The sequence below is a fragment of the Citrobacter sp. Cb023 genome, assembly GCF_030336805.1.
Taxonomy (GTDB): Bacteria; Pseudomonadota; Gammaproteobacteria; order Enterobacterales; family Enterobacteriaceae; genus Citrobacter; species Citrobacter braakii.
The window spans coordinates 174645-199092 of record NZ_JAOWCV010000032.1 but is presented as its reverse complement, the minus strand read 5'-3'; the positions used below and the strand labels follow the sequence as shown (position 1 = coordinate 199092).

Below are 24448 nucleotides of genomic sequence, written 5' to 3'. Positions count from 1 at the left end.
GGACTCACATTACTGTGGTAGTGAACACAGACGCTGGCGCTGAATACTGACGGCATCAATACACTGCAACGCGCTGGTCGGGCAGGCTTCGACACACGCGGGTCCCGCATCACGGTGCCAGCATAAATCGCATTTTATCGCCTGCACCCGTGACGAGCGGGCGACGACATTCATTGCCCCAAACGGGCAGGCCAGCATACAACTTTTACAGCCAATACAACGCGTCTGTTCAACGAAGATATGCCCATGTTCACGACGAATTGCGTGCGTCGGGCAGACATTTGCACAGGGAGCGTCCTCGCATTGATGGCAGGCGACTGCCGTCGTAAAGGCGTCGTCTTTGATCACGCGGATGCGCGGGGTAAACGCAGTGGAAGAGACCGACGCGCAGTCCTGGTTCTGCTGGTGCGCGACGACGCAAGCAACTTCGCAGGTACGACACCCAATACATTTTGCCGCATCCGCCATAATAAACGTGTTCATTGCTCCCTCCGTCTGCGTGAAAACCACAGAGTGCCAGAGAGGTTGCCCCTGACGCCTTGATCGGACAGGGGAAACGGTTAAATATTGTCAGGTGCCTGAACAACTATGGCGATCCGCCTAATCGCGAACGGTAAAACCCAGCTCATTGGAAATCGCCTGCGCGGTTTCCCGTAGCGGCTTGAGTAGATTTTTTTCCCCTATCTGCTTAAGTCGCGAAGTAGAGAGTGAAATTGACACCGCGTACGGCACCCGACCATGAATATCAAACACCGGTACAGCAATACAGGAAACGCCCAGTTCGTTCTCTTCCCGATCCATCGCCATACTGCTTTCGCGGATCTGCGCCAATTCGTCGTACATCGCCGGCAAACCGGTAATGGTATTGCGGGTCAGCGGCTGAATAAGATCCTGATGGCTCTCCCAATAAGATTCCACATAATCCGCATGTCCAAACGCCATGTAAATTTTACCCATCGCGGAGCAATACAGCGGCATATGTTGACCGATATAAGCGCGGGTACGCAGCATGCCCGTCGTCGGTTCCAGCTTATAAATCAGAATCGCGTGGTCATCTTCACGGCTTGAGAAGTTGATTGTTTCACCCGTGGCAATGTTCAACGCTTCGAGGTGCGGTGCGGCAACATGGATGATATTCAGTGAAGATAGTGCCTTCTGACCCACGGCGATAAATTTAGTGGTCAACCTATAGCTACCCGCAGCAGGTGCAGGCGTGACATATCCGCAGGACTGCAGCCCTTGCAGGAGTCGATGCACAGTACTTTTGTTCAGCCCGGCCAGTTCAGACAGATGGGCCAGTGGGCACCCATTCGGATAGTTACTCAGAATCTCAATCAACATTAAACCACGGAACAGGCTCTGACTTCCGGCTGGCCTCTCTTTGTCTTGCGTCATTTCACTCTCTTTTGTGCCCATCGCTTCCGCTCCCCTTTTCGTCGCGCTCTGATGGTAGCGCAAAGTGTGTTTCAGTTCACGATCTGAACCGAAAAAACACAACCATTTGATTTTGATGATTTTAAAAAATAGACCACCCCGTTGATCTGTCAAAATTTGATCGCTATATTTGAAATCAGATTTCGCATAGTGAAATTTAGAGATAAAAAAGCGATCAAATTTAAACAAGGAAACAGGAATGAAAGTCACTTTTGAGCAGTTGAAAGATGCGTTCAAGCGGGTACTGCTGGCACGCGGTATTGCCGTTGAAACCGCCGATGCCTGTGCCGAAATGTTTGCGCGCACCACCGAGTCCGGCGTTTATTCGCACGGTGTGAATCGTTTTCCTCGTTTTATTCAGCAATTGGATAACGGCGACATCATTCCTGAGGCCAAACCGCAACGCATTACCAGCCTGGGGGCGATTGAACAATGGGATGCCCAGCGTTCGATCGGCAACCTGACGGCGAAAAAGATGATGGACAGAGCCATTGAGCTGGCCTCCGATCACGGTATTGGCCTGGTCGCACTGCGTAACGCCAACCACTGGATGCGCGGCGGTAGCTATGGCTGGCAGGCGGCGGAGAAAGGTTACATCGGTATCTGCTGGACTAACTCGATTGCCGTCATGCCACCGTGGGGTTCGAAAGAGTGCCGCATTGGTACTAACCCGCTGATCGTCGCGATCCCCTCATCACCAATCACCATGGTTGATATGTCGATGTCGATGTTCTCCTACGGCATGCTGGAAGTGAATCGCCTGGCCGGTCGCCAACTGCCGGTAGATGGTGGCTTTGATGATGAAGGCAATCTCACCAAAGAGCCGGGTGTTATCGAAAAAAACCGCCGCATTTTGCCAATGGGCTACTGGAAAGGTTCAGGTCTGTCGATTGTGCTGGATATGATTGCCACCCTGCTTTCTGATGGCTCCTCCGTTGCGGAAGTCACCCAGGATAACAGCGATGAATATGGCGTTTCACAGATTTTTATCGCCATTGAAGTTGATAAGCTGATCGACGGCGCCACCCGCGATGCCAAGCTACAGCGGATTATGGATTTCATCATCACCGCCGAACGCGCAGATGAAAACACGCCTGTCCGTCTGCCGGGCCACGAGTTTACAAAGCTACTGGAAGAAAATCGCCGGAACGGTATCACCGTTGACGACAGCGTCTGGGCAAAAATTCAGGCCCTGTAAGGAGCAACACCATGATCTTCGGACATATTGCTCAACCTAACCCATGCCGTTTGCCCGCTGCGATTGAAAGGGCGCTCGACTTTCTGCGCACCACAGATTTTCAAAAACTGGAGCCGGGCGTGGTGGAGATCGACGGTAAAAATATCTTCGCGCAAATTATCGATTTAACCACCCGTGACGTTGCCGAAAATCGTCCTGAGGTGCATCGCCGCTATCTGGATATTCAGTTTCTGGCCTGGGGTGAAGAGAAAATCGGGATCGCCATTGATACCGGGAATAACCAAATCAGTGAATCGTTATTAGAACAGCGCGATATTATTTTTTATCACGCCAGCGAACATGAATCTTTCATTGAAATGATTCCGGGAAGTTATGCCATATTTTTCCCGCAGGATGTTCACCGCCCTGGATGTCATAAAACTGTCGCCACGCCGATCCGTAAAATAGTTGTGAAGGTCGCTATTTCAGTTTTATAAAAAGGAGCACAACATGAGCGTTAATAATGCCGGTTATATTATCGGTGCGTACCCCTGTGCACCCTCATTTCACCAAAAGAGTGAAGAGGAAGAGAAGGATTTCTGGCGACAACTCGCCGATACCCCGGATATTCGCGGTTTGGAGCAGCCCTGCCTTGAACATCTTCACCCGTTAGGCGACGAATGGTTATTACGTCATACACCGGGCGACTGGCAAATCGTGGTCACAGCTATAATGGAAACCATGCGCCGTCGTGGCGCAAACAGCGCTTTTGGGCTGGCTTCCAGCGACGAAGAACAACGTAAAGCCTGCGTGGCGTATTACCGCCATCTGCAGCAGAAAATCAACCATATCAATGCAGCCAACGGCGGAAAAGTAATCGCGCTGGAGCTGCATGCCGCACCCTGTGCCAGCAATCCAGATGTTGCGCAGGCCACCGACGCATTCGCCCGTTCGCTTAAAGAGATAGCCAATTGGGACTGGTCCTGCGATCTGGTGCTGGAACATTGTGATGCCATGACCGGTATTGCGCCGCGCAAAGGTTTTCTGCCGTTGGACAACGTGCTGGAGGTCATTGCCGGGTATGACATCAGCGTGTGCATTAACTGGGCGCGCTCGGCCATTGAAGGACGGAACCTCACCCTACCGCTGACCCACACGCAGCAGGCCCAACGGGCTGGAAAACTGGGCGCACTGATGTTTTCCGGTACCACGCTTGCGGGGGAATACGGCGAGTGGCAGGACTTACACGCACCGTTTGCCCCTTTCTGTCCAGAAGGTCTGATGGCCACCGACCATGCCCGCGAATTATTCGCCTGCGCAGGAGCAGACCCATTGCAATTTTCTGGCATTAAATTGCTGGAAATAAATGCCAGTGCAGATGTGAACCATCGTGTAGCGATATTGCGCGACGGTATCGCCGCATTAAATAAAGCAAAACTATAAAAATAAAATACTACTCTACGAGAATATTAATATGAACATGACCTCTCGCCCTACACTTCAAGACATACCCCGTCAGCGCTGGCTACGGATTATTCCACCTATTCTCATCGCCTGTATTATTTCTTATATGGACCGCGTCAATATCGCATTCGCGATGCCCGGCGGAATGGATGAGGAATTAGGTATTTCCGCCACCATGGCCGGTCTGGCCGGTGGTATTTTCTTTATCGGCTATCTGTTTTTACAGGTTCCCGGCGGAAAAATTGCCGTACACGGCAGCGGCAAGAAATTTATCGGCTGGTCGTTGGTTGCCTGGGCGGTCATTTCCGTTTTGACGGGGTTGATCACGAATCAGTATCAACTGCTGGTTTTGCGCTTCTTACTCGGCGTTGCCGAAGGCGGCATGCTGCCGGTCGTGCTGACGATGATCAGTAATTGGTTCCCCGATGCCGAACGCGGTCGCGCCAATGCGATTGTGATTATGTTTGTGCCGATTGCCGGGATCATTACCGCCCCGCTCTCGGGTTGGATCATCACCGTGCTCGACTGGCGCTGGCTGTTTATCATTGAAGGTTTACTGTCTGTCGTCGTCCTGGTGCTGTGGGCCTATACCGTTTACGACCGTCCGCAGGAAGCGCGCTGGATCTCTGACGCCGAGAAAAATTACCTGGTGGAAACGCTGGCCGCCGAGCAAAAAGCCATTGCCGGAACCGAAGTCAAAAATGCCTCTCTGGGCGCAGTACTTTCCGATAAAACCATGTGGCAGCTAATCGCGCTGAACTTCTTCTATCAGACCGGGATTTACGGTTACACCCTGTGGCTGCCGACCATTCTCAAAGAGTTGACTCACAGCAGCATGGGGCAGGTCGGCATGCTCGCCATTCTGCCTTACGTCGGCGCAATTGCCGGGATGTTCCTGTTCTCTTCTCTCTCTGACCGCACCGGTAAACGCAAGCTGTTCGTCTGCCTGCCGCTGACTGGCTTTGCCCTGTGCATGTTCCTCTCTGTGGCGCTGAAAAATAACGTCTGGCTGGCTTATGCCGCGCTGGTCGGCTGCGGATTCTTCCTGCAATCGGCTGCGGGCGTGTTCTGGACTATTCCGGCGCGTTTGTTCAGCGCGGAAATGGCCGGTGGCGCACGTGGGGTCATCAACGCTCTCGGCAACCTCGGTGGCTTTTGCGGTCCTTACGCGGTCGGCGTACTCATCACCCTGTACAGCAAAGATGCGGGCGTTTACTGCCTGGCAATTTCACTGGCTCTGGCCGCGCTGATGGCCCTGCTGCTGCCAGCGAAATGCGATGCCGGCGCCGCGCCGCTAAAGACGCTGAATCCACATAAACGTACAGCTTAAAACAATGCCCGGTGGCGCTTCGCTTACCGGGCCTACAGGTAGCAACCGTCGTAGGCCGGATAAGCGTAGCGCCATCCGGCAAAAATGAGATAACAAAGATGAGTGAGAAAGCGACCTTCTGGCTGGGTATTGATTGCGGCGGGACCTATCTGAAAGCGGGTTTGTATGATGCCAAAGGTCATGAGCAGGGAATTAACCGGCAATCGCTGCAGACAATATCGCCATTACCCGGGTACGCCGAACGCGATATGCATCAACTGTGGCAACAGTGCGTCGCGACCATTGCCGGGCTGTTAAAGCGTACAGGTGTCTGCGGCGAGCAAATCAAAGGTGTCGGTATATCCGCTCATGGCAAAGGCCTGTTCCTACTTGATAAGCAAGATAAGCCGCTAGGTAATGCCATTCTCTCTTCTGACCGACGTGCGATGGACATCGTACAGCGCTGGCAGCAGGATGGGATCCCTGAGCAGCTCTACCCGGTCACCCGCCAGACATTGTGGACCGGGCATCCGGCATCGCTCCTGCGCTGGGTGAAAGAGAACACCCCTCAGCGCTACGCGCAAATTGGTAGCGTCATGATGGGTCATGACTACCTGCGCTGGTGCTTAACCGGCGTCAAAGGCTGCGAAGAGAGCAATATCTCCGAGTCGAACCTCTACAACATGACCACGGGTCAGTACGACCCGAGGCTGACTCAGTGGCTGGGTATCAGTGAAATCGACCATGCCCTGCCCCCCATCGTGGGGTCAGCAGAAATATGCGGGGAAATCACCGCTCAGACAGCCGCCATCACCGGTCTGGCGGCGGGTACGCCCGTCGTCGGCGGCCTGTTTGATGTGGTTTCCACCGCACTCTGCGCCGGTATCGAAGATGAGCACACCCTTAATGCGGTGATGGGAACGTGGGCTGTCACCAGCGGGATCGCTCACAGGCTGCGCGACCACGAGCCTCATCCCTATGTTTATGGCCGCTATGTGAATGACGGGCAGTACATCGTTCATGAAGCCAGTCCGACCTCCTCCGGCAATCTGGAATGGTTTACCGCTCAGTGGGGCGAACTCTCTTTTGATGAGATCAATCAGGCCGTCGCCAGTTTACCGAAAGCCGGTAGCGCGCTTTTCTTCCTGCCCTTTTTGTACGGCAGTAACGCCGGGCTGGAGATGACCAGCGGCTTTTATGGCATGCAGGCTATACACACTCGCGCCCACTTATTACAGGCCATCTACGAAGGCGTGGTTTTCAGCCACATGACCCACCTGAACCGCATGCGTGAACGTTTTACGCAAGCACATACCCTGCGCGTCACCGGAGGTCCGGCGCACTCCGACATCTGGATGCAAATGCTGGCAGACGTCAGCGGCTTACGTATCGAGCTGCCGCAGATTGAAGAGACCGGCTGCTTTGGCGCAGCGCTCGCCGCCCGCGTAGGCACCGGCGTTTATCACAATTTCAGCGACGCGCAGCGCAGCTTACAGCACCCAGTGCGCACACTGCTGCCAGACGCCGCCGCGCATGCGAGCTACCAGCGTAAATATCGCCAATACATAGATTTAATTACCGCACTACAGGGCTATCACGCCCGCATTAAGGAGCATGAATGATGAGTCGACCATTACTGCAACTGGCGCTCGACCACACCAACCTGCAGGCAGCCCAGCGCGATGTCGCACTGCTACAAGAAAGTGTCGATATCGTTGAAGCGGGAACGATTCTCTGCTTAACCGAAGGCCTTAGCGCCGTCAAAGCGCTGCGCGCCCAGTGCCCAAATAAAATCATCGTCGCCGACTGGAAGGTAGCCGATGCGGGCGAAACCCTTGCACAGCAAGCGTTTGGCGCTGGCGCTAACTGGATGACCATCATCTGCGCTGCGCCGCTGGCGACAGTAGAGAAAGGCCATGGCGTCGCGCAGTCCTGCGGCGGCGAAATTCAGATGGAACTGTTCGGCAACTGGACGCTGGATGACGCCCGTGACTGGTATCGCGTTGGGGTTCGCCAGGCGATTTACCATCGTGGGCGCGATGCCCAGGCCAGCGGGCAACAGTGGGGAGAAGCGGATCTGGCGCGCATGAAAGCGCTTTCCGATATCGGTCTGGAGTTGTCAATTACCGGCGGGATTACGCCCGCCAACCTGCCGCTGTTTCGCGATATCAACGTCAAAGCCTTTATCGCCGGACGCGCGCTGGCTGGGGCGCAAAACCCAACGCAGGTTGCCGCTGAATTCCATGCGCAAATCGACGCCATCTGGGGAGCACAATATGCGTAATCATCCGTTAGGTATCTATGAAAAAGCGCTGGCGAAAGACCTCTCCTGGCCGGAGCGTTTGGTGCTGGCGAAAAGCTGCGGTTTTGATTTCGTCGAGATGTCGGTGGATGAAACCGATGAACGTCTGTCGCGTCTCGACTGGAGCCCCGCTCAGCGCGCATCGCTGGTGAGCGCGATGCTGGAAACCGGCGTGGCAATCCCCTCAATGTGCCTGTCCGCCCACCGCCGTTTTCCCTTTGGCAGCCGCGATGAATCAGTCCGCGTTCGGGCGCGCGACATCATGACCAAAGCCATTCGTCTGGCGCGCGATCTCGGTATTCGCACCATTCAACTGGCAGGTTACGACGTCTATTACGAGGAACATGACGAAGGTACGCAGCAGCGCTTTGCCGAAGGGCTGGCATGGGCAGTCGAGCAAGCCGCCGCCGCGCAGGTCATGCTGGCGGTAGAAATTATGGATACCGCTTTTATGAACTCGATTAGCAAGTGGAAAAAGTGGGACGAAATGCTGTCATCGCCGTGGTTCACCGTCTATCCGGACGTAGGCAATCTCAGCGCCTGGGGAAATGACGTCACTGCCGAATTGACGCTGGGCATCGACCGTATCGCCGCTATCCACCTGAAAGACACGCTACCGGTAACCGAAACCCATCCGGGCCAGTTTCGCGATGTGCCTTTTGGCGAAGGGTGCGTGGACTTTGTCGGTATCTTCAAAACGCTGCATGAGCTGAACTATCGCGGATCGTTTCTGATTGAAATGTGGACTGAAAAAGCGAATGAGCCGGTACTGGAAATTATCCAGGCGCGACGCTGGATAGAAGCACGTATGCAGGAAGGAGGATTTCCATGTTAGAACAACTGAAGGCCGAGGTGCTGGCGGCCAATCTGGCGCTTCCGGCTCATGGTTTAGTCACCTTTACCTGGGGTAACGTCAGCGCGGTGGATGAAACGCGTAAGCTGATGGTGATTAAGCCGTCCGGCGTGGAATATGACGTGATGGCCGCCGACGATATGGTGGTGGTGGATATTGCCAGCGGCAATGTGGTTGAAGGCAGTAAAAAACCCTCCTCAGACACGCCAACCCATCTGGCGCTGTACCGTCGCTACCCTGAAATCGGTGGGATCGTCCACACCCATTCACGCCACGCGACGATCTGGTCACAGGCGGGTCTTGATCTCCCGGCATGGGGTACCACACATGCCGATTATTTCTATGGTTCTATTCCGTGTACTCGTCTGATGACCGTTGAGGAGATTAACGGCGAATATGAATATCAAACCGGTGAGGTCATTATTCAGACCTTTGAGCAACGCGATCTTAATCCGCTGCAGGTTCCGGCGGTATTAGTGCATTCACACGGTCCGTTCGCCTGGGGTAAAGATGCCGCAGACGCCGTACATAACGCCGTGGTGCTCGAAGAGTGCGCCTATATGGGGCTGTTCTCGCGCCAGTTAGCCCCTCAGTTGCCGGATATGCAGTCGGAGTTGCTGGATAAACACTATCTGCGCAAACACGGTGTGAACGCGTATTACGGGCAGTAACGGGTCAGGCGCTATTAATATGCTCTTTGCAATAGCGCCGTTTCCACGCTGCGGGTGTCAGGCTGGTATGCTTGCGAAAGATTTTGCGAAAGTAACCCACATCATTAAATCCACATTTTATCGCCACTTCGGTAAGCGACAGCGAGCCACTGATCAACAGTTTTTCTGCCGCTCTTACCCGCTGGCGATGCAATGCTTCAGTTAGCGTCAGCCTGAAAGCGCTACGGAATACACGCCCCAGATAATCCGCATTGCAATGCAGCTCTTTCGCCAGAGTTGAAGCACTAATCGGCAGGTGGAACTGGGTGTGGATTATTTGTTGCGCTTTCCATGCCAGCGCATTACCGGGGCTATCTGCGGGTTGCTCGCTAGCCGCCGCGGAGATTTGCTGCAAAATCAGCAGTAGGATCAGTTCCAACGCAACGCTGCGATGAATATTTTCCTGCTCGCGTAAGAACTGGCGAAACAGCGAAATGCGTATCTGGGTAAACGAGTAGTAACTGAAGGCATGCCGGATGACGATGCTTCGGGTCTTATCCGGTCTACCGCATTGAAAAGATTGCCCTCCTCCCTGAGGACAAACGGGTGAGAATCAGAAACGCCAGGTCAGACCGGACATAAAGGTAAAGCTGTCATCACGGTCAACCATCGGGCTATTTTTAATATCATCTGGCAGCGCACTATAGTTGGCGCTGGCCAGCAGCGTCAGATTGCTGGTCAATGCGTATTTAGCGGACAGACCAACATACGGTGTCCAGCTATCGCCAGGGGAGTAGCTTGATAACCCACTACGGCGGGATTCATTGCCAGAGATGCCGTAGTAATATTCGTTGAAGTTTTCGTCATAGTAGAGCACGCCAATCGCCGGCGTCAGCGTCAGCTTGCCCATCGGCATTTGGCGAAACAGAGACATTTCGCCAACCCAACCGTTGCTGTTGTCCAGCACATCCGCTGCTGCGGAGACTTTCACGCTGCCCCATTTCTCATGGTGATACCATGCAGCACCCGCCATCGCGGTTGCGTCACGCTTGTTCAGTTGCTTCATCGCTTGATCGTCGTTATCACCCGGATCAAACTCAAGCGGCATGTACGAGGCAGTAATGCTAAATTCATTACTTTCATTTTTTGAAAGAATATAACCTAACGTTGTTTGCCTAAAATAAAATGATTCACTTTCATAACTGACAAGCGGTACTGCGTGAACGTTATCATTATATCCACGATAAGGAGATTCGTTATATACAGCGCCGCCGCCAATAGAAAATTCTGCGGCAGTTGCGCTCGCCATAAATGAAAAGGCGAATAGCGCCACAATATTGCGTTTAATTAACATGCCCACATTCCATTTTAAAATAAGATACAAAACGCGTGCATAATAATGCTTACAATTTCATCGGTGCAAGATTCATATTTATATAGTAATATATACAAACATATATATATTGGGTTTGGCAATGAACAAATTACAACTCAAACACCGGGAACTGAAGATTATTTCGGTAATTGCTGCCAGTGAAAACATCAGTCATGCCGCTACGGTTCTCGGCATCGCACAAGCCAACGTTAGTAAGTATCTTGCTGATTTTGAATCCAAAGTTGGACTAAAGGTATTTGATCGCACCACTCGACAGCTCACCCTCACACCGTTTGGTACAGCGCTGCTTCCTTACATCAATGACATGTTGGACAGAAACGATCAGCTCAATAATTTCATTGCTGATTATAAGCACGAAAAACGTGGCCGGGTAACCGTATATGCTCCGACGGGCATAATTGCTTATTTATCGCAACATGTGATCGCAAAAATTCAGGATATCGGTGGAATTAGCCTCTCACTTAAAACATGTAACCTGGAACGAAAGGCATTTTTTGAAGGTGTCGACTTCCCTGAAGATTGTGATATTTTAATTACCTATGCGCATCCTAAAGATGAATCTCTGGTTGCCAGTTTCATTACTAAGTATGCGGTGACGGCTTTTGCCAGCCCTGAGTATATCAAAGCACATCCTATTAGTAGCCCTGATGAACTGGAAGAACATTCCTGTATCCTGATTGATTCCATGATGATAGATGAGGCTAATATCTGGCGTTTCACTTCTGCCGGAGGCAAGGAGATGCACGATTATCGGGTAACCGGAAATTATGTCTGCGACAATACACAATCTGCACTGGCGCTGGCACGTAACCATCTGGGCATTGTTTTTGCGCCAAATGCGAGTGTGCAAAAAGATGTTGAATCCGGGTCGCTGGTTCCATGTTTCTCAGAACAACATGAATGGTGGCTGGATTTGGTGGTGATTTTCCGCAAACGTGAATATCAGCCATGGCGGGTACAGTTTATTCTTGATGAGATGTTGGCAGAGATCCGCCAGCAACTTACTCAGGCGCTGGAACAGCAGCCTGAGTAAGCGAAATTAGGGTACCAGGTTCAAAATGGTAAGCAAAATAGCCTGCGCCTAGTGATCGAGATACAGATAATGCACCCAACTGGTCATACGCAGCAGAACCTTACGCATCACTGACACATGGGTGAAGTGATCAGAATAAACCGCGACCTGCGCATAAATCCCATCAGGCAGAGCGTTCACATCCACATTATCATTCAGCTCAATTGTGGCGATCACCCCTTCCGATCCGGGCGTAGAATTTAAGGATTGCAGCGCCCCATTCGACTGGTATGTTCCCCCCGGTACGGCCGGACTGATGGCAGCCAGTTTGCCGCTGAAAACCTTACCCGGCAGGGCGTTAAACACCACTTCAGCTTCATCGCCTGGCTCCAATCGCAGCAACGAGTTTTGCCGGAACTGGGCGATAATTTGCCGTTTTTGATCCGGAATAAACACCATCACCGGACGCATAGGCAGCGCGGCGGCATAGGTTCCCGGTCGCATCAGCACCTGCGTAACGTAACCATCGCTGGGCGCGCGAACCACTGTCTGGTCCAGGTTGAACTCCGCTTCGGCTAACTGCGCTTTCAGGCTGGCAATTTGCGAATTCTCACCCTGCACCAGGCTGTCTAACTGACTCTGGATTTGCTGTTGTTCCGCAACGGAGGATTTCACCGCTGCTTCCTGCGCCAGATAGTTTTGCCGCGCAGCATCGATATCGCGTTCAGAAAAAGGATTGACCTTCGCCTGGCTCCCCTGCGCATAGCGCTGGTAATCTTTAGCTAGCTTGTCACGCGTAGCCTTTGCCCGCTGCGTGTTGGCTTGCATTTCGTCTAACTGCGCCACCAGCACCTGCTCTTTATGTTGTGCGGTGACAATATCAGCTTTCAGGCGATCAACTCGTGCCTGATAACGTCCCGGATTAAGTTTAAACAGTACCTCACCTTTTTTGATCAGCGTATTCTTCTTATCCGTCACTTCCGTCACGACCCCCGTGACCTGCGGTACTACGGGAATAGAAATTACCGCCTTTTGCGCCTTAAATGTATACGGATGGTTATAATTCATCAGTAATATAAGCCCGCAAACAATGAATATACCGCCCAATGCTGCAGTGGGTACTGTCCATTTATTGGCAGGAATTTTAAAAATCTTAAATATTGACCATGCGCACGCCACATAGGTCAGAACGATCAATAAATCCATCGATATTACTCCGCCGGAGAGGTCTTCGCCTCACCCAGTTTCTTTTCCAGATCGGCAACCCTGGCCTGCAACTGAATCAGGGAAGAATCCGCGCTTTGCATACCCCACCCGCGTTCCGGGCGATAAAGCGTTGCCCAGATCCATAAAAAGGGCCAAATGACATGTAAGGTAAACAAACTCACCCAGCCCGCGACATGTATTGCGTCAGCATGAGGATGGTTACGTTTCTTTGCAATGAGATAGGGAATATCATGCAGAATAATAATCCCGTAAAAAATGACCAGGAATACAAAAATAAGCACTCCTAATGCAAAATAATTAAGGAACATATTTGCCTCAGGGATTTAAATTGAAAATTCGGCTGCAATTTGATTTACACAATAGAGTTGATAATAGTAGTGGAATGACCAGATTGGATGCAATCGTCTTATTTATATAACGATATATGGGTTTATATATAACTGCAGAATAAAGATATGCCCGGCGCAAAACCGGGCAATAAGTGATGAGAAATTAAAATAGTCCCAGCGGTTTATCTGAGTAGCTCACCAGCAGACATTTGGTTTGCTGATAATGCTCGAGCATCATCTTATGCGTCTCGCGCCCGATGCCCGACTGCTTATAGCCACCGAATGCCGCATGGGCCGGGTAAGCATGGTAACAGTTGGTCCAAACACGCCCCGCCTGAATCCCACGGCCCATCTTGTACGCCAGATTTCCATTACGGCTCCAGACACCAGCGCCAAGCCCATATTGGGTGTCATTGGCGATTTCCAGCGCCTCTTCCATGGTTTTAAAGGTCGTGACGGCCAGCACGGGCCCGAAGATCTCTTCCTGGAAAACCCGCATGTTGTTCTTGCCAAACAGAATGGTTGGTTCGAGGTAATAACCTTCTTTTAAGTCGCCATCCAGTTGCTTGCGCCGCCCACCGGTGAGAACATCAGCCCCTTCTTTCTTACCAATATCGATGTAATTCAAAATGGTTTCCAGTTGACCATGCGAGACCTGCGCACCCATTTGCGTCACGCTGTCTAACGGGTTGCCGCTGCGAATACTCTCCACCCGGCGAATAGCTCTTTCCATAAAACGTTCGTAAATAGATTCCTGTACTAACGCACGGCTCGGACAGGTACACACTTCACCCTGATTGAAGGCAAACAGCGCGAAACCTTCCAGCGCTTTGTCAAAAAACGCATCCTCTTCATCCATCACATCAGCGAAGAAGATATTGGGCGATTTCCCACCCAGCTCCAGCGTGACGGGAATAATGTTCTGCGTGGCGTATTGCATGATCTGCTGCCCAACTTCCGTTGAGCCGGTAAACGCCACTTTCGCAATGCGTTTAGACGTCGCCAGATACTCACCGATTTCCCCACCCGCACCGTTTACCACGTTCACCACGCCCGGCGGGAGCAGATCGCCGATGACTTCCATCAGCAACAGCACGGACAGCGGCGTGAGGCGCGCGGGTTTAAGCACGACGCAGTTACCCGCCGCCAGCGCGGGCGCCATCTTCCAGCTGGCCATCAGCAGCGGGAAGTTCCACGGGATAATTTGCCCTACCACGCCAAGAGGTTCATGGAAGTGATAAGCCACGGTCTCGCTATCAACCTCGCTTATTCCCCCTTCCTGCGCACGAATACAGGAAGCGAAATAGCGGAAATGGTCAATCGCCAGCGGAACATCTGCCGCGCTGGTTTCGCGGATGGGCTTACCGTTATCCCAGGTTTCTGCCGTCGCCAGCAGTTCCAGGTTTTGCTCCATACGATCGGCGATTTTGAACAGTATCGCTGCCCTGTCCTGCACGGATGTCTGTGCCCACTTGTCTTTTACTTTGTGCGCGGCATCCAGTGCCAGATCGATATCCTTTTTGCCGGAAGAGGCCACTTCGCACAGTAATTGCCCGGTTACCGGCGTCAGGTTTTGGTAATACTCGCCGTCCACCGGGGCAACCCAGTCACCGCCGATAAAGTTATCGTATCGGGCTTTTAACTTCAGAGGGTAACCATACTCGCCGGGATAAATACGCGTTGAAGGGGGGTTATTGGTCATGACCATCTCCTTGCTGTAGGGGTACTACAAGGGTAGACGGGGCTGGCGAATTATTCGCCAGCCATTTACTGCTTTACGACAGGTATCACGAATTACATAGCAGCGCGATAAATCGCCATGATTTCTTCATGAGTCGCCTGAATCGGGTTAGTGAAACCGCAGGCATCTTTCAGAGCATTGGTCGCCAGTACGGCAATATCCTCTTCCTTCACGTTCAACTCACGCAGACCGGCCGGGATATTCACTTTCTGCGCCAGTTCGCGGATCGCCGCGATGCAGGCTTCCGCCCCTTGCTCTGCGCTCAAGCCAGCAACATCCACGCCCATTGCCTCAGCGCAATCACGCAGGCGAGCGGCAGCCACTTTGCTATTGAAGACCTGCACATGCGGCAGCAGCACTGCGTTACATACACCGTGCGGCAGATCGTAGAAGCCGCCCAACTGGTGCGCCATTGCGTGCACATAACCAAGAGAAGCGTTGTTAAAGGCCATGCCCGCGAGGAACTGCGCGTAAGCCATGGCTTCGCGCGCCTGAGCATTGCTGCCATCTGCAACGGCGACCGGCAGGTTTTCCGCAATCATGGTGACCGCTTTCAACGCGCACGCATCGGTAATCGGCGTTGCAGCAATAGAAACGTAGGCTTCAATGGCGTGGGTCAGCGCATCCATACCGGTTGCCGCTGTCAGGGACTTCGGCATGCCGACCATCAGCGAGGAGTCATTAACGGACAGCAGCGGCGTAACGTGCTTATCCACAATCGCCATTTTAATGTGACGTACTTCATCGGTAATGATGCAGAAACGGGTCATCTCAGATGCCGTGCCCGCGGTGGTGTTAATGGCGATCATCGGCAGTTGTGGTTTTGCAGAACGGTCCACACCTTCGTAATCGCGAATATCGCCGCCGTTAGCCGCCACCAGCGCAATGCCCTTCGCACAATCGTGCGGAGAACCGCCGCCGAGGGAAATAACGCTATCACATTCGTTTTCTTTCAGTATATGCAGGCCAGCAGCGACGTTACTGGTCGTGGGATTAGGATGCGTACCGTCGAAAATGACGCTGAAAATATCACGTTCCTGTAATGCTTTTTGAATCTCGCCAGCCATACCTAATTTTGTCAGCATGGCATCCGTGACAATCAGCGTACGACGAAAACCATATTCCGCCATTGTATTCATTGCGTCTTTTAATGAATCAGCGCCGATTACATTCACGGAAGGAATAAAAAATGTTGAAGCAGCCATTGTACGATCCTTAATTACTCTAAAGAGTCAGGAAGCATACGAGTGAAATATCCAACAAAATATGATCGTGGTTGTTATTTTAATAACACCCACAATTAAAAAGCACATTAGGTTCATAATCTAATGTGCTTATTTCAATCAATATTTATTTTGTATTAATTCATTTAATTCCTGAATTAATTGTTTCATTACTTTTCGGGAAACAACAAAGCATCGCGTAATAAATGATCATTTCCCCGGCGACGCGTAAAACCAATGCGGTCAAAATATTCCAGAATCTGGATAGCCAATTTTCGTCCAACGTTAAGCCTGTCGCGGAAATCGGCAGCACAGGTCGATCCTTTCTCCTGATCCAGTTCGCGGATCATATTGGCAAAGGCCACAATCCGATCGTTACGGTAATAGCGATCTTTGACGATCGCGGTGATGATGCCCTGCTGCGCTGCTTGTCGTAACGCCACACGCATCATCTGCTCATCTGTGCCCGTCTGTTTTGCCAAATCGCGCACCCACCACGGCTCATCGCCAAAAAGCGGTTCTGCTTTTTGCCAGATAGCCTGCTGCTCTTCGCTGAAACCGGCCTTATGATCCGGCAAATGCAGCCAGCCATGATGGCTATGGATGGCGCCGCTCTCACGCATCTTTTCAATCAGCAGCAGGACCAGCGCTTCATCTTCCATCGGCAAAGCCATACGGCGCAGGCGTTCTCGCCCAGGTCCTGGTTCATCACGGTGCTGCTCGTGGTACGTTGCCAGCGTATCAAGGACTTTCCGCTGCCAGCGCGCTGCAACGGCAGCATTCAACAGACTGTATCCCGCCTGAATAAAGCCATGCAGCTCAATCAACGGACGCATACCGTTGCCGTTGAGCTGACGCGCCCAGGCGAAGTCAGGAATATTCACCGCCCCGCGCGTCAGATGCAGCGCCAGAGCTTCGCCGTCACTCTGTACCTTCTCCAGCGCTGCCAGCCATTGCAAATATTCCGGCTTACGCTTCCCGCGACGCGGCGGATTGAGCGTTACCACACGCGCGCCAGCCAGCGTCGTGCGGGCCGAAATATCGCGTAGCACCAGACGGTCGTTATCGGCGAGCCAGAGCGGTGTATCAAACACCAGTTCCGCCAGCGTCCCTTCAAGCAGGGAGATTCTGCCGGTGACGTGGCTGGCCGCGTGGTGAATATGCAGCGGTTGCCACTGCATCAGCGGCGCGGCATGCTCTAAAGAGACAATCACGCGGGTAAACGCCTCTGGCGGTGCATCGGACAGCAGCCAGTCGCCGCGGTTAAGCTCTTCTTTTTGTGCATCACCGGCAATATTCAGCGCAATACGTTGCCCCGCCTGCGCGTGATCGGTGGCCTGATTTTGCGCATGCAAGCTACGTACGCGCATCGGTTTGTTGACGCCCGTGAGCCACAGCGTGTCACCAACAGTCACCTCACCGCTAAGCGCCGTCCCGGTCACCACCAGACCCGCGCCTTTGACCGTAAAGGCACGGTCAATCGCCAGGCGAAAGCTGCGATCGCGGGCATGCTCGCGCGACGTTAATTGCTGTAAATGATCGCGCAGTTCTTCGATTCCACGACCTTCACTGGCCGCCGTCACGAACAGAACCGCATCGGCGAATCCATAGTTTTCAAGCGCAGTATGCACCTCAGTACGTACCGCGTTGATGCGATCGTCATCCACGCGATCGGCTTTCGTGAGCGCCACGGTGATCTGCGGGTTGCCCGTCAGTTGCAGAATTTGCAAATGCTCACGCGTTTGCGCCATCACGCCGTCATCACACGCCACCACCAGCAGCGCATGGTCGATCCCGCCGACACCCGCCAGCATGTTGGACAAAAACTTTTCGTGTCCGGGAACATCGATAAATCCCAGAATCCTTCCGTCCGGCTGCGGCCAGTAGGCATAACCGAGATCGATGGTCATGCCGCGCTTTTTTTCTTCCGGCAAACGGTCGGCATTCACGCCGGTAATCGCCTGTAATAACGTTGTTTTTCCGTGGTCAACGTGTCCGGCGGTTGCAATAATCATTTCAGCATCATCTCCATAAACCGGGTCTCGTCCTCAAGGCAGCGCAGATCCAGCCATAAGCGACCATCATAAATTCGCCCAATGATCGGCACGGGCAGCGCACGCCAACGGGCGGCCAGTGCTTCGAGGCGGCTACCGCGCCCGTCATGTGGAGTAAAGGTTAATGCCGCGCTGGGCAGCCTATCAACAGGTAGCGAACCGCTGCCTATCTGCGATAAACAAGGCATAACGTTCAGGGCGAATTCGTCGCCGTAATGATCAGCAAGCCGTGCCTGTAATTGTTGTGCCTGCGCGTGGACAGCCTCCTGCGAGCGGGTGAGCTGGCGTAACGTCGGCAACTTCGCTGCCAGCGCTTCCGGGTGCAGGTAGAGCCGCAGCGTCGCTTCCAGCGCAGCCAGCGTCATTTTATCAGCCCGTAATGCACGTTTCAGCGGATGGCTCTGTAAGCGCGCGATCATCTCTTTTTTACCGACAATAATCCCTGCCTGCGGCCCTCCCAGTAATTTATCGCCAGAGAAGCTCACCAGGCTAACGCCAGCGGCAATCAGCTGTTGCGGCATCGGCTCCTGCGGTAATCCATACTGGCTGAGATCAACCAGCGAGCCGCTGCCGAGATCCGCCACTACCGGAACATCCAGCTCCTTGCCAATAGTGGCCAGCTCTGCCTCATCCACCGACTTCGTAAAGCCTTCGATGCTGTAATTACTGGTATGTACTTTCATCAGCAGACCGGTGTTTTCATTTACCGCCTGACGATAATCTTTCGTGTGGGTCCGGTTGGTGGTACCCACTTCGCGCAGAATACATCCGGCCTGACACATCACGTCCGGAATACGAAATGCGCCGCCAATTTCTACCAGTTCTCCGCGTGAAACGACCACCTCTTTGCCGTTAGCCGTGGCCGCCAGCATCAGCAAAACTGCTGCCGCATTGTTATTGACGATACAGGCGTCTTCCGCCCCCGTCAGACGGCAGAGTAAATCCGCCAGGGCCCGATCCCGATGTCCACGCCCGGCATCATCCAGGCTGTATTCCAGCGTCACCGGCGTGCGCATCGCCTGCACCACCGCCTCGATCGCTTCTTCGGCCTGCGATGCGCGACCAAGATTGGTATGCAGCACCGTTCCGGTCAGGTTAATCACCGGACGCAGCGCACTTTGCGATTCTCGTTCCAGCCGGGCGCAGGCCTCTTGCGCCCAGTCCTCACACCATGCCGGGAGCGCGTGCGTGTCGCGAATAGCTTCTCTGGCTTCGTCGAGCATGTGACGCAGCAGGTCAACCACCCGGGTATGACCGTGAGACTCACGTAAAGCTGGGAAGGCGCTATCGCGCAATAAACGATCGATCGCAGGAAGCTGGCTGTAGAGTGAACGCATGTCGGTTGTCATGAAAGGGCCTGGCTGTTGGTGGCCCTCTCCACCGTGGAGAGGGATATCGATATAGGAAGGATTGTACCGTGACTTTGCTTAGGCGAGTATAATGTGTATCAAGCCTTTGGCGGTTCCGTACGGGCAAAACTTTCGCGTTGAAAGAGCGTTTCCACCAGTTTGACCAGACGCGGGCGATCAACACACCAGCCGGGCGCAACCCGACGGAAATTGAGATAACCGACGGCACAGGCAATCGCAATGGTTGCCAGGTTAACCGTATCCGTTTTCAGCGTACCCTCCGCCAGATAACCTTCCAGCATATCCAGACTACGGGTAATCTTCTCTCGCTGGCGTAACAGTTCGGTTTCTGACTGCTGCGCGGCGGGGCGAGCCTGTTCGCGTACCGAGACTAAACCGGCATCCATAATGCCATCGGCCAGCGCTTCCAACTGGCGTACCTTCAGCGCCGCCAGTGGTTCACGCGGCAGCATCGCTGGCGCAATATCCAGCAGTTCTATGTATTCCGCGATGATCGGAGAGTCAAACCAGTACTCGCCCTCATCGGTAACCAACGCGGGCACTTTTCCTAACGGGTTATAGCGTGCCACGCCGCTATCTGCGTTATAGGGGAGTTCATTCACAAATTCGAAAGTGATGCCCTTTTCCAGTAACAGAATAGAAATTTTACGCACAAAAGGGCTGGTATAGCTGCCAATGAGTTTCATGCCGGGTCCTTTTTGCCAACAAAAATATCAGTATGGCTCAGGTCAGTGCAAATGGCAGGTGATGACGGTCTCAATGATCCAAATAAAGGTAATGCATCCAACTGGTCATGCGCAGCAGCACTTTTCGCATCACTGAAACGTGAGCGAAATGGTCGGAATAGACCGCCACCTGGGCATAGATACCGTCCGGCAGCGCATCCACATCGGCATTGGGAGCCAGCTCAATCGTGGCCAGCACGCCATCGGTACCCGGCACCACCGTTAAGGACTGTAATGCTCCCTGCGCCTGATAAGAACCGCCCGGAACAACCGGCAGAATGCTGGTAAGCTTGCCGGAGAATACCTGGCCTGGCAGCGCGTTGAAGACCACTTCCGCTTCATCACCCGGTTTAAGGCGCAGCAACGAATTCTGGCGGAATTGCGCCACGATTTGCCGTTTTTGTTCCGGAATAAATACCATCACCGGGCGCAGAGGCAGCGCGGCGGCATAGGTCCCGGGCCGGATAAGCACCTGTGTTACATAACCGTTGCTGGGCGCACGTACGATAGTCTGCTCAAGATTGTATTTGGCTTCAGCGAGCTGGGCGCGCAGAGACGCAACCTGAGATTGCTCTCCATTGACCATACTGTCTAACTGGCTCTGAATCTGCGTCTGTTCAGCAACGGAGCCTTTGACCAGCGCATCCTGCGCCAGATAGTTTTGCCGGGCATTGTCGATGTCGCTTTCAGAGAATGGATTAACCTTCGCCTGACTACCCTTCAAATAGCGTTGATAATCTTTATACAGGCGATCTCGTTCAGCGGAAACGCGGGTGGTATTGGCTACGGCTTCAGACAGCTGCGCTTTCATATTGTCGATGTTGTGCGTAGCGGTCACCAGGTCGGCCTGTAGCCTGTCGACCCGCGCCTGATAACGAACGGGATCGAGTTTAAATAACACCTCGCCTTTTTTAATCAGCTGATTATTTTTATCTGTCACTTCACTAACAATTCCGGTGACCTGTGGGGTAACAGGAATTGAAATAACCGCCTTTTGCGCCGTAAAGGTATACGGGTGGTTATAGTTCATTAATAAAATCAGTCCCGCCACAATAAACACCCCACCTAATGCGGCGGTAGCAAGCGTCCATTGATTTACCGGAATACGGAATATTTTAAAAATGGCCCAGGCGAATGCCACATAGGTCAGGACAATCAACAAGTCCATGATCAAATCTCCGGAAAGGTGGAGTTATCGTTTTTTTTCTCCCCATCCAGTCTATTTTCCAACTGGGTGATGCGCGCGGCCAGCGCGGCAATTTCAGGGTCAGGTTCCTTCCCGGACGGAGTGATGTGTGACTGCATTCCCCAGCCTCGTTCTGGCTGATAGAGCGTGGCCCAGATCCACAGGAAGGGCCAAATAACATGCAGCGTAAATAAACTCACCCAACCCGCCGTATGGATGGCATCGGCATGGGGATGGTTGCGCTTCTTAGCCATGTTATAGGGAATATCATGGATGGCGATGATTCCGTAAAACAGAACCAGAAAAACGAAGATCAGCACACCTAACGCGAAATAGTTTAGAAACATACCCGCCTCGTATTCACGCTAATCAGAGCTTTCAATTGCAGGCAGCCGAAAGGAGTCATGGCTGGTAATTTGAACATAATTGCAGTTAGTCATTTCCGCCATACCACCAGGGTATAAATTTTCAGGTTGATGGCTTGCGGGGTAGTTGCAAGAAATAGGTGATGAAACAGAATCCGCTCCAGATCACACCAGGAAAAATCCAGACAAATATTTATTGCGAAGTAGATCACAAATACTCAACAAACAGCCAAAGCAAAAACGTGAACAACTTCACACTTAACGCCCATTTTTAGACAATCTTTGACCTGTGATGTTTTTTTGTACCGATATTTTGTGATGAAAATCACATTAACTAACGCCATACACCCTATATTTACGTGACAAACGTCACATAAAAAGCCGTCGACTGGACAGTTGAACGATTCAGTGCCAGATTTCGCAGTATCTACAGGGTCCGGCTACCTCCTGCCGCTACATTAACAAACCTCGGGCTTTTAGCCTGCGCGACAGCAAACATAAGAAGGGGTGTTTTTATGTCATCCGATATTAAGATCAAAGTGCAAAGCTTTGGTCGATTCCTCAGTAACATGGTGATGCCAAATATCGGCGCGTTTATCGCGTGGGGTATTATCACCGCATTATTCATTCCGACAGGGTGGTTGCCGAACGAAACGCTGGCGAAGCTTGTCGGCCCAATGATCACCTATCTGCTGCCGCTGCTGATCGGTTATACCGGTGGTAAGCTGGTTGGCGGCGAGCGTGGCGGCGTGGTGGGTGCTATCACCACCATGGGCGTTATCGTCGGTGCCGATATGCCAATGTTCCTCGGCGCGATGATCGCAGGTCCGCTGGGCGGCTGGGCTATCAAACATTTCGACAACTGGGTAGACGGTAAGATCAAGTCCGGTTTTGAGATGCTGGTGAATAACTTCTCCGCAGGCATCATCGGGATGATCCTCGCCATTCTGGCATTCCTTGGCATTGGCCCATTGGTTGAAGCACTGTCCAAAATCCTGGCGGCAGGCGTTAACTTCATGGTTGTCCATGACATGCTGCCGCTGGCGTCTATCTTCGTTGAACCGGCGAAAATCCTGTTCCTCAACAACGCCATCAACCACGGTATTTTCTCACCGCTGGGTATTCAGCAGTCCCACGAGATGGGCAAATCCATCTTCTTCCTGATTGAAGCTAACCCGGGTCCGGGTATGGGCGTTCTGCTGGCATACATGTTCTTCGGTCGCGGCAGCGCTAAGCAGTCCGCAGGCGGCGCGGCTATCATCCACTTCCTGGGTGGTATCCACGAAATTTACTTCCCGTACGTGCTGATGAACCCGCGTCTGATCCTGGCCGTTATCCTCGGCGGTATGACTGGCGTATTTACCCTGACTATCCTGAACGGCGGCCTGGTTTCTCCGGCTTCTCCGGGTTCTATCCTGGCCGTGCTGGCAATGACGCCGAAGGGTGCTTACTTCGCGAACATCGCTGCTATCTGTGCCGCAATGGCTGTCTCCTTTGTCGTCTCAGCCATTCTGCTGAAAACCAGCAAAGTGAAAGAAGATGATGACATTGATGCCGCAACTCGTCGTATGCACGACATGAAAGCGGAATCCAAAGGTGCATCTCCGCTGGCGGCTGGCGACGTGACTAACGACCTGAGCCATGTGCGTAAAATCATCGTTGCCTGCGATGCGGGTATGGGCTCCAGCGCCATGGGTGCGGGCGTACTGCGCAAGAAAGTGCAGGATGCCGGTCTGTCTCAGATTTCCGTCACCAACAGCGCGATTAACAATCTGCCGCCGGATGTCGATCTGGTCATTACTCACCGTGACCTGACCGAACGTGCGATGCGCCAGGTGCCTCAGGCACAGCACATTTCGCTGACCAACTTCCTCGACAGCGGCCTGTACGCCAGCCTGACCGAACGTCTGGTTGCAGCACAGCGCCACAACGTGAACGAAGAGAAAGTCCGCGATCACCTGAAAGACAGCTTTGAAGAGGGTGATACCCACCTGTTCAAACTGGGTGCGGAGAATATCTTCCTCGGCCGTAAAGCCACTAACAAAGAAGAAGCGATTCGCTTTGCCGGTGAGCAACTGGTGAAAGGCGGCTACGTTGAGCCAGAATACGTCGAGGCGATGCTGGACCGCGAAAAACTGACCCCGACTTACCTCGGTGAGTCCATCGCAGTGCCGCACGGTACGGTTGAAGCCAAAGACCGCGTGCTGAAAACCGGCGTGGTGTTCTGCCAGTACCCAGAAGGCGTGCGCTTCGGTGAAGAAGAAGACGACATTGCCCGCCTGGTCATTGGTATCGCCGCACGTAACAATGAACATATCCAGGTGATCACCAGCCTGACCAACGCTCTGGATGACGAATCCGTGATCGAACGTCTGGCCCATACCACCAGCGTGGATGAAGTTCTGGAACTGCTGGCTGGTAAAAAAGCTTAACCATTAAGTATCTCCAAAATAGTTCGAGCTGCAGAAAGGCGGCAACGCAGCGAATCCCCAGGAGCGTACATAAGTACGTGACTGGGGTGAGCGAGGAGAGCCAACGCATCTGCAGTTCGAAATATGAAGGCGATATCCTCTCCCTTGTGGAGAGGGTTAGGTTGAGGGAAACGCCTCACCCCAGCCCTCTTGGGTAAAA

Annotated in this window: 22 protein-coding genes and 1 pseudogene; 10 read left to right on the top strand and 13 right to left on the bottom strand. The window is 52.9% G+C overall.

Annotated features, from left to right (window positions below):
* Positions 1-9: 9 nt before the first annotated feature.
* Positions 10-483 carry a 4Fe-4S binding protein gene (locus tag OGW44_RS07420; protein WP_049042776.1) on the bottom strand — a complete coding sequence of 158 codons (474 nt, stop codon included), beginning with the start codon at positions 481-483 and terminating at the stop codon, positions 10-12.
* Between the two features lie 117 nt (positions 484-600).
* A complete protein-coding gene (yiaJ, locus tag OGW44_RS07415) occupies positions 601-1416 on the bottom strand; it encodes an IclR family transcriptional regulator YiaJ (RefSeq protein ID WP_016154934.1) in 816 nt (271 codons plus the stop codon).
* A gap of 217 nt (positions 1417-1633) precedes the next feature.
* Here yiaJ and yiaK point away from each other — a divergent pair, with 217 nt between their 5' ends.
* The 8 genes from yiaK (at position 1634) to araD (ending at position 9210) form a co-directional block, all read left to right on the top strand.
* Entirely contained in the window at positions 1634-2632 is a 999-nt protein-coding gene (gene yiaK / locus OGW44_RS07410) for a 3-dehydro-L-gulonate 2-dehydrogenase (protein WP_137366826.1), read from the top strand.
* Positions 2633-2643: 11 nt separating this feature from the next.
* Positions 2644-3108, top strand: a complete 465-nt coding sequence (locus OGW44_RS07405) for a YhcH/YjgK/YiaL family protein (protein WP_115190069.1) — start codon at positions 2644-2646, stop codon at positions 3106-3108.
* Positions 3109-3121: 13 nt separating this feature from the next.
* Entirely contained in the window at positions 3122-4054 is a 933-nt protein-coding gene (locus tag OGW44_RS07400; RefSeq protein ID WP_047415844.1) for a DUF4862 family protein, read from the top strand.
* Between the two features lie 31 nt (positions 4055-4085).
* Entirely contained in the window at positions 4086-5405 is a 1320-nt protein-coding gene (locus tag OGW44_RS07395; RefSeq protein ID WP_075848034.1) for an MFS transporter, read from the top strand.
* Between the two features lie 98 nt (positions 5406-5503).
* Positions 5504-7006, top strand: coding sequence for an FGGY-family carbohydrate kinase (locus tag OGW44_RS07390; protein ID WP_185654914.1), 1503 nt, complete (start codon positions 5504-5506; stop codon positions 7004-7006).
* Positions 7006-7668 (top strand): 3-keto-L-gulonate-6-phosphate decarboxylase UlaD, encoded by a 663-nt coding sequence (gene ulaD, locus OGW44_RS07385; protein ID WP_185654954.1) that lies wholly within the window; start codon positions 7006-7008, stop codon positions 7666-7668. Before OGW44_RS07390 ends, ulaD begins: the two co-directional genes overlap by 1 nt.
* Positions 7661-8521 carry an L-ribulose-5-phosphate 3-epimerase gene (locus OGW44_RS07380; RefSeq protein WP_047415838.1) on the top strand — a complete coding sequence of 287 codons (861 nt, stop codon included), beginning with the start codon at positions 7661-7663 and terminating at the stop codon, positions 8519-8521. Before ulaD ends, OGW44_RS07380 begins: the two co-directional genes overlap by 8 nt.
* On the top strand, positions 8515-9210 hold the full coding sequence (gene araD / locus OGW44_RS07375) for an L-ribulose-5-phosphate 4-epimerase (protein ID WP_047359020.1): 696 nt from the start codon (positions 8515-8517) through the stop codon (positions 9208-9210). Before OGW44_RS07380 ends, araD begins: the two co-directional genes overlap by 7 nt.
* A gap of 4 nt (positions 9211-9214) precedes the next feature.
* On the opposite strand, the pseudogene OGW44_RS07370 reads toward araD, so the two are convergent.
* Together OGW44_RS07370 and OGW44_RS07365 are read right to left on the bottom strand one after the other, a co-directional pair.
* Positions 9215-9694: pseudogene (locus OGW44_RS07370) on the bottom strand (helix-turn-helix domain-containing protein); the annotation flags it as partial.
* A 108-nt stretch (positions 9695-9802) separates the two neighbouring features.
* A complete protein-coding gene (locus OGW44_RS07365) occupies positions 9803-10543 on the bottom strand; it encodes a MipA/OmpV family protein (protein ID WP_016154944.1) in 741 nt (246 codons plus the stop codon).
* Between the two features lie 121 nt (positions 10544-10664).
* Here OGW44_RS07365 and OGW44_RS07360 point away from each other — a divergent pair, with 121 nt between their 5' ends.
* Positions 10665-11618, top strand: coding sequence for a LysR family transcriptional regulator (locus tag OGW44_RS07360; protein WP_016157735.1), 954 nt, complete (start codon positions 10665-10667; stop codon positions 11616-11618).
* Positions 11619-11666: 48 nt separating this feature from the next.
* Here OGW44_RS07360 and OGW44_RS07355 read toward each other — a convergent pair whose 3' ends face one another.
* The 9 genes from OGW44_RS07355 to OGW44_RS07315 all read right to left on the bottom strand — a co-directional run bounded on the left by OGW44_RS07355 (position 11667) and on the right by OGW44_RS07315 (position 21799).
* Positions 11667-12803 (bottom strand): HlyD family secretion protein, encoded by a 1137-nt coding sequence (locus tag OGW44_RS07355; RefSeq protein WP_016154946.1) that lies wholly within the window; start codon positions 12801-12803, stop codon positions 11667-11669.
* Between the two features lie 5 nt (positions 12804-12808).
* On the bottom strand, positions 12809-13132 hold the full coding sequence (locus OGW44_RS07350) for a DUF3302 domain-containing protein (protein ID WP_003024200.1): 324 nt from the start codon (positions 13130-13132) through the stop codon (positions 12809-12811).
* 184 nt (positions 13133-13316) lie between these two features.
* Positions 13317-14855, bottom strand: coding sequence for an aldehyde dehydrogenase AldB (gene aldB / locus OGW44_RS07345; RefSeq protein ID WP_019078065.1), 1539 nt, complete (start codon positions 14853-14855; stop codon positions 13317-13319).
* A gap of 92 nt (positions 14856-14947) precedes the next feature.
* A complete protein-coding gene (gene yiaY / locus OGW44_RS07340; protein ID WP_016157737.1) occupies positions 14948-16099 on the bottom strand; it encodes an L-threonine dehydrogenase in 1152 nt (383 codons plus the stop codon).
* A gap of 188 nt (positions 16100-16287) precedes the next feature.
* A complete protein-coding gene (gene selB / locus OGW44_RS07335; protein ID WP_185654913.1) occupies positions 16288-18132 on the bottom strand; it encodes a selenocysteine-specific translation elongation factor in 1845 nt (614 codons plus the stop codon).
* Positions 18129-19520 (bottom strand): L-seryl-tRNA(Sec) selenium transferase, encoded by a 1392-nt coding sequence (gene selA, locus OGW44_RS07330; RefSeq protein WP_016154951.1) that lies wholly within the window; start codon positions 19518-19520, stop codon positions 18129-18131. Before selA ends, selB begins: the two co-directional genes overlap by 4 nt.
* Positions 19521-19618: 98 nt before the next feature.
* Complete coding sequence (locus OGW44_RS07325) at positions 19619-20227, bottom strand: glutathione S-transferase (RefSeq protein ID WP_016157739.1); 609 nt, start codon at positions 20225-20227, stop codon at positions 19619-19621.
* A gap of 70 nt (positions 20228-20297) precedes the next feature.
* Positions 20298-21434, bottom strand: coding sequence for an HlyD family secretion protein (locus OGW44_RS07320; protein ID WP_016157740.1), 1137 nt, complete (start codon positions 21432-21434; stop codon positions 20298-20300).
* A gap of 2 nt (positions 21435-21436) precedes the next feature.
* Positions 21437-21799, bottom strand: a complete 363-nt coding sequence (locus OGW44_RS07315; protein ID WP_016154955.1) for a DUF3302 domain-containing protein — start codon at positions 21797-21799, stop codon at positions 21437-21439.
* 533 nt (positions 21800-22332) lie between these two features.
* Here OGW44_RS07315 and mtlA point away from each other — a divergent pair.
* Complete coding sequence (gene mtlA, locus OGW44_RS07310; protein ID WP_016154956.1) at positions 22333-24249, top strand: PTS mannitol transporter subunit IICBA; 1917 nt, start codon at positions 22333-22335, stop codon at positions 24247-24249.
* The last annotated feature ends 199 nt before the right edge of the window (positions 24250-24448 follow it).

Bases quoted from the DNA above. Each gene is read 5' to 3' on its own strand.
- OGW44_RS07420 (WP_049042776.1), bottom strand. From the start codon at position 483: ATGAACACGTTTATTATGGCGGATGCGGCAAAATGTATTGGGTGTCGT.
- yiaJ (WP_016154934.1), bottom strand. From the start codon at position 1,416: ATGGGCACAAAAGAGAGTGAAATGACGCAAGACAAAGAGAGGCCAGCC.
- yiaK (WP_137366826.1), top strand. From the start codon at position 1,634: ATGAAAGTCACTTTTGAGCAGTTGAAAGATGCGTTCAAGCGGGTACTG.
- OGW44_RS07405 (WP_115190069.1), top strand. From the start codon at position 2,644: ATGATCTTCGGACATATTGCTCAACCTAACCCATGCCGTTTGCCCGCT.
- OGW44_RS07400 (WP_047415844.1), top strand. From the start codon at position 3,122: ATGAGCGTTAATAATGCCGGTTATATTATCGGTGCGTACCCCTGTGCA.
- OGW44_RS07395 (WP_075848034.1), top strand. From the start codon at position 4,086: ATGAACATGACCTCTCGCCCTACACTTCAAGACATACCCCGTCAGCGC.
- OGW44_RS07390 (WP_185654914.1), top strand. From the start codon at position 5,504: ATGAGTGAGAAAGCGACCTTCTGGCTGGGTATTGATTGCGGCGGGACC.
- ulaD (WP_185654954.1), top strand. From the start codon at position 7,006: ATGAGTCGACCATTACTGCAACTGGCGCTCGACCACACCAACCTGCAG.
- OGW44_RS07380 (WP_047415838.1), top strand. From the start codon at position 7,661: ATGCGTAATCATCCGTTAGGTATCTATGAAAAAGCGCTGGCGAAAGAC.
- araD (WP_047359020.1), top strand. From the start codon at position 8,515: ATGTTAGAACAACTGAAGGCCGAGGTGCTGGCGGCCAATCTGGCGCTT.
- OGW44_RS07365 (WP_016154944.1), bottom strand. From the start codon at position 10,543: ATGTTAATTAAACGCAATATTGTGGCGCTATTCGCCTTTTCATTTATG.
- OGW44_RS07360 (WP_016157735.1), top strand. From the start codon at position 10,665: ATGAACAAATTACAACTCAAACACCGGGAACTGAAGATTATTTCGGTA.
- OGW44_RS07355 (WP_016154946.1), bottom strand. From the start codon at position 12,803: ATGGATTTATTGATCGTTCTGACCTATGTGGCGTGCGCATGGTCAATA.
- OGW44_RS07350 (WP_003024200.1), bottom strand. From the start codon at position 13,132: ATGTTCCTTAATTATTTTGCATTAGGAGTGCTTATTTTTGTATTCCTG.
- aldB (WP_019078065.1), bottom strand. From the start codon at position 14,855: ATGACCAATAACCCCCCTTCAACGCGTATTTATCCCGGCGAGTATGGT.
- yiaY (WP_016157737.1), bottom strand. From the start codon at position 16,099: ATGGCTGCTTCAACATTTTTTATTCCTTCCGTGAATGTAATCGGCGCT.
- selB (WP_185654913.1), bottom strand. From the start codon at position 18,132: ATGATTATTGCAACCGCCGGACACGTTGACCACGGAAAAACAACGTTA.
- selA (WP_016154951.1), bottom strand. From the start codon at position 19,520: ATGACAACCGACATGCGTTCACTCTACAGCCAGCTTCCTGCGATCGAT.
- OGW44_RS07325 (WP_016157739.1), bottom strand. From the start codon at position 20,227: ATGAAACTCATTGGCAGCTATACCAGCCCTTTTGTGCGTAAAATTTCT.
- OGW44_RS07320 (WP_016157740.1), bottom strand. From the start codon at position 21,434: ATGGACTTGTTGATTGTCCTGACCTATGTGGCATTCGCCTGGGCCATT.
- OGW44_RS07315 (WP_016154955.1), bottom strand. From the start codon at position 21,799: ATGTTTCTAAACTATTTCGCGTTAGGTGTGCTGATCTTCGTTTTTCTG.
- mtlA (WP_016154956.1), top strand. From the start codon at position 22,333: ATGTCATCCGATATTAAGATCAAAGTGCAAAGCTTTGGTCGATTCCTC.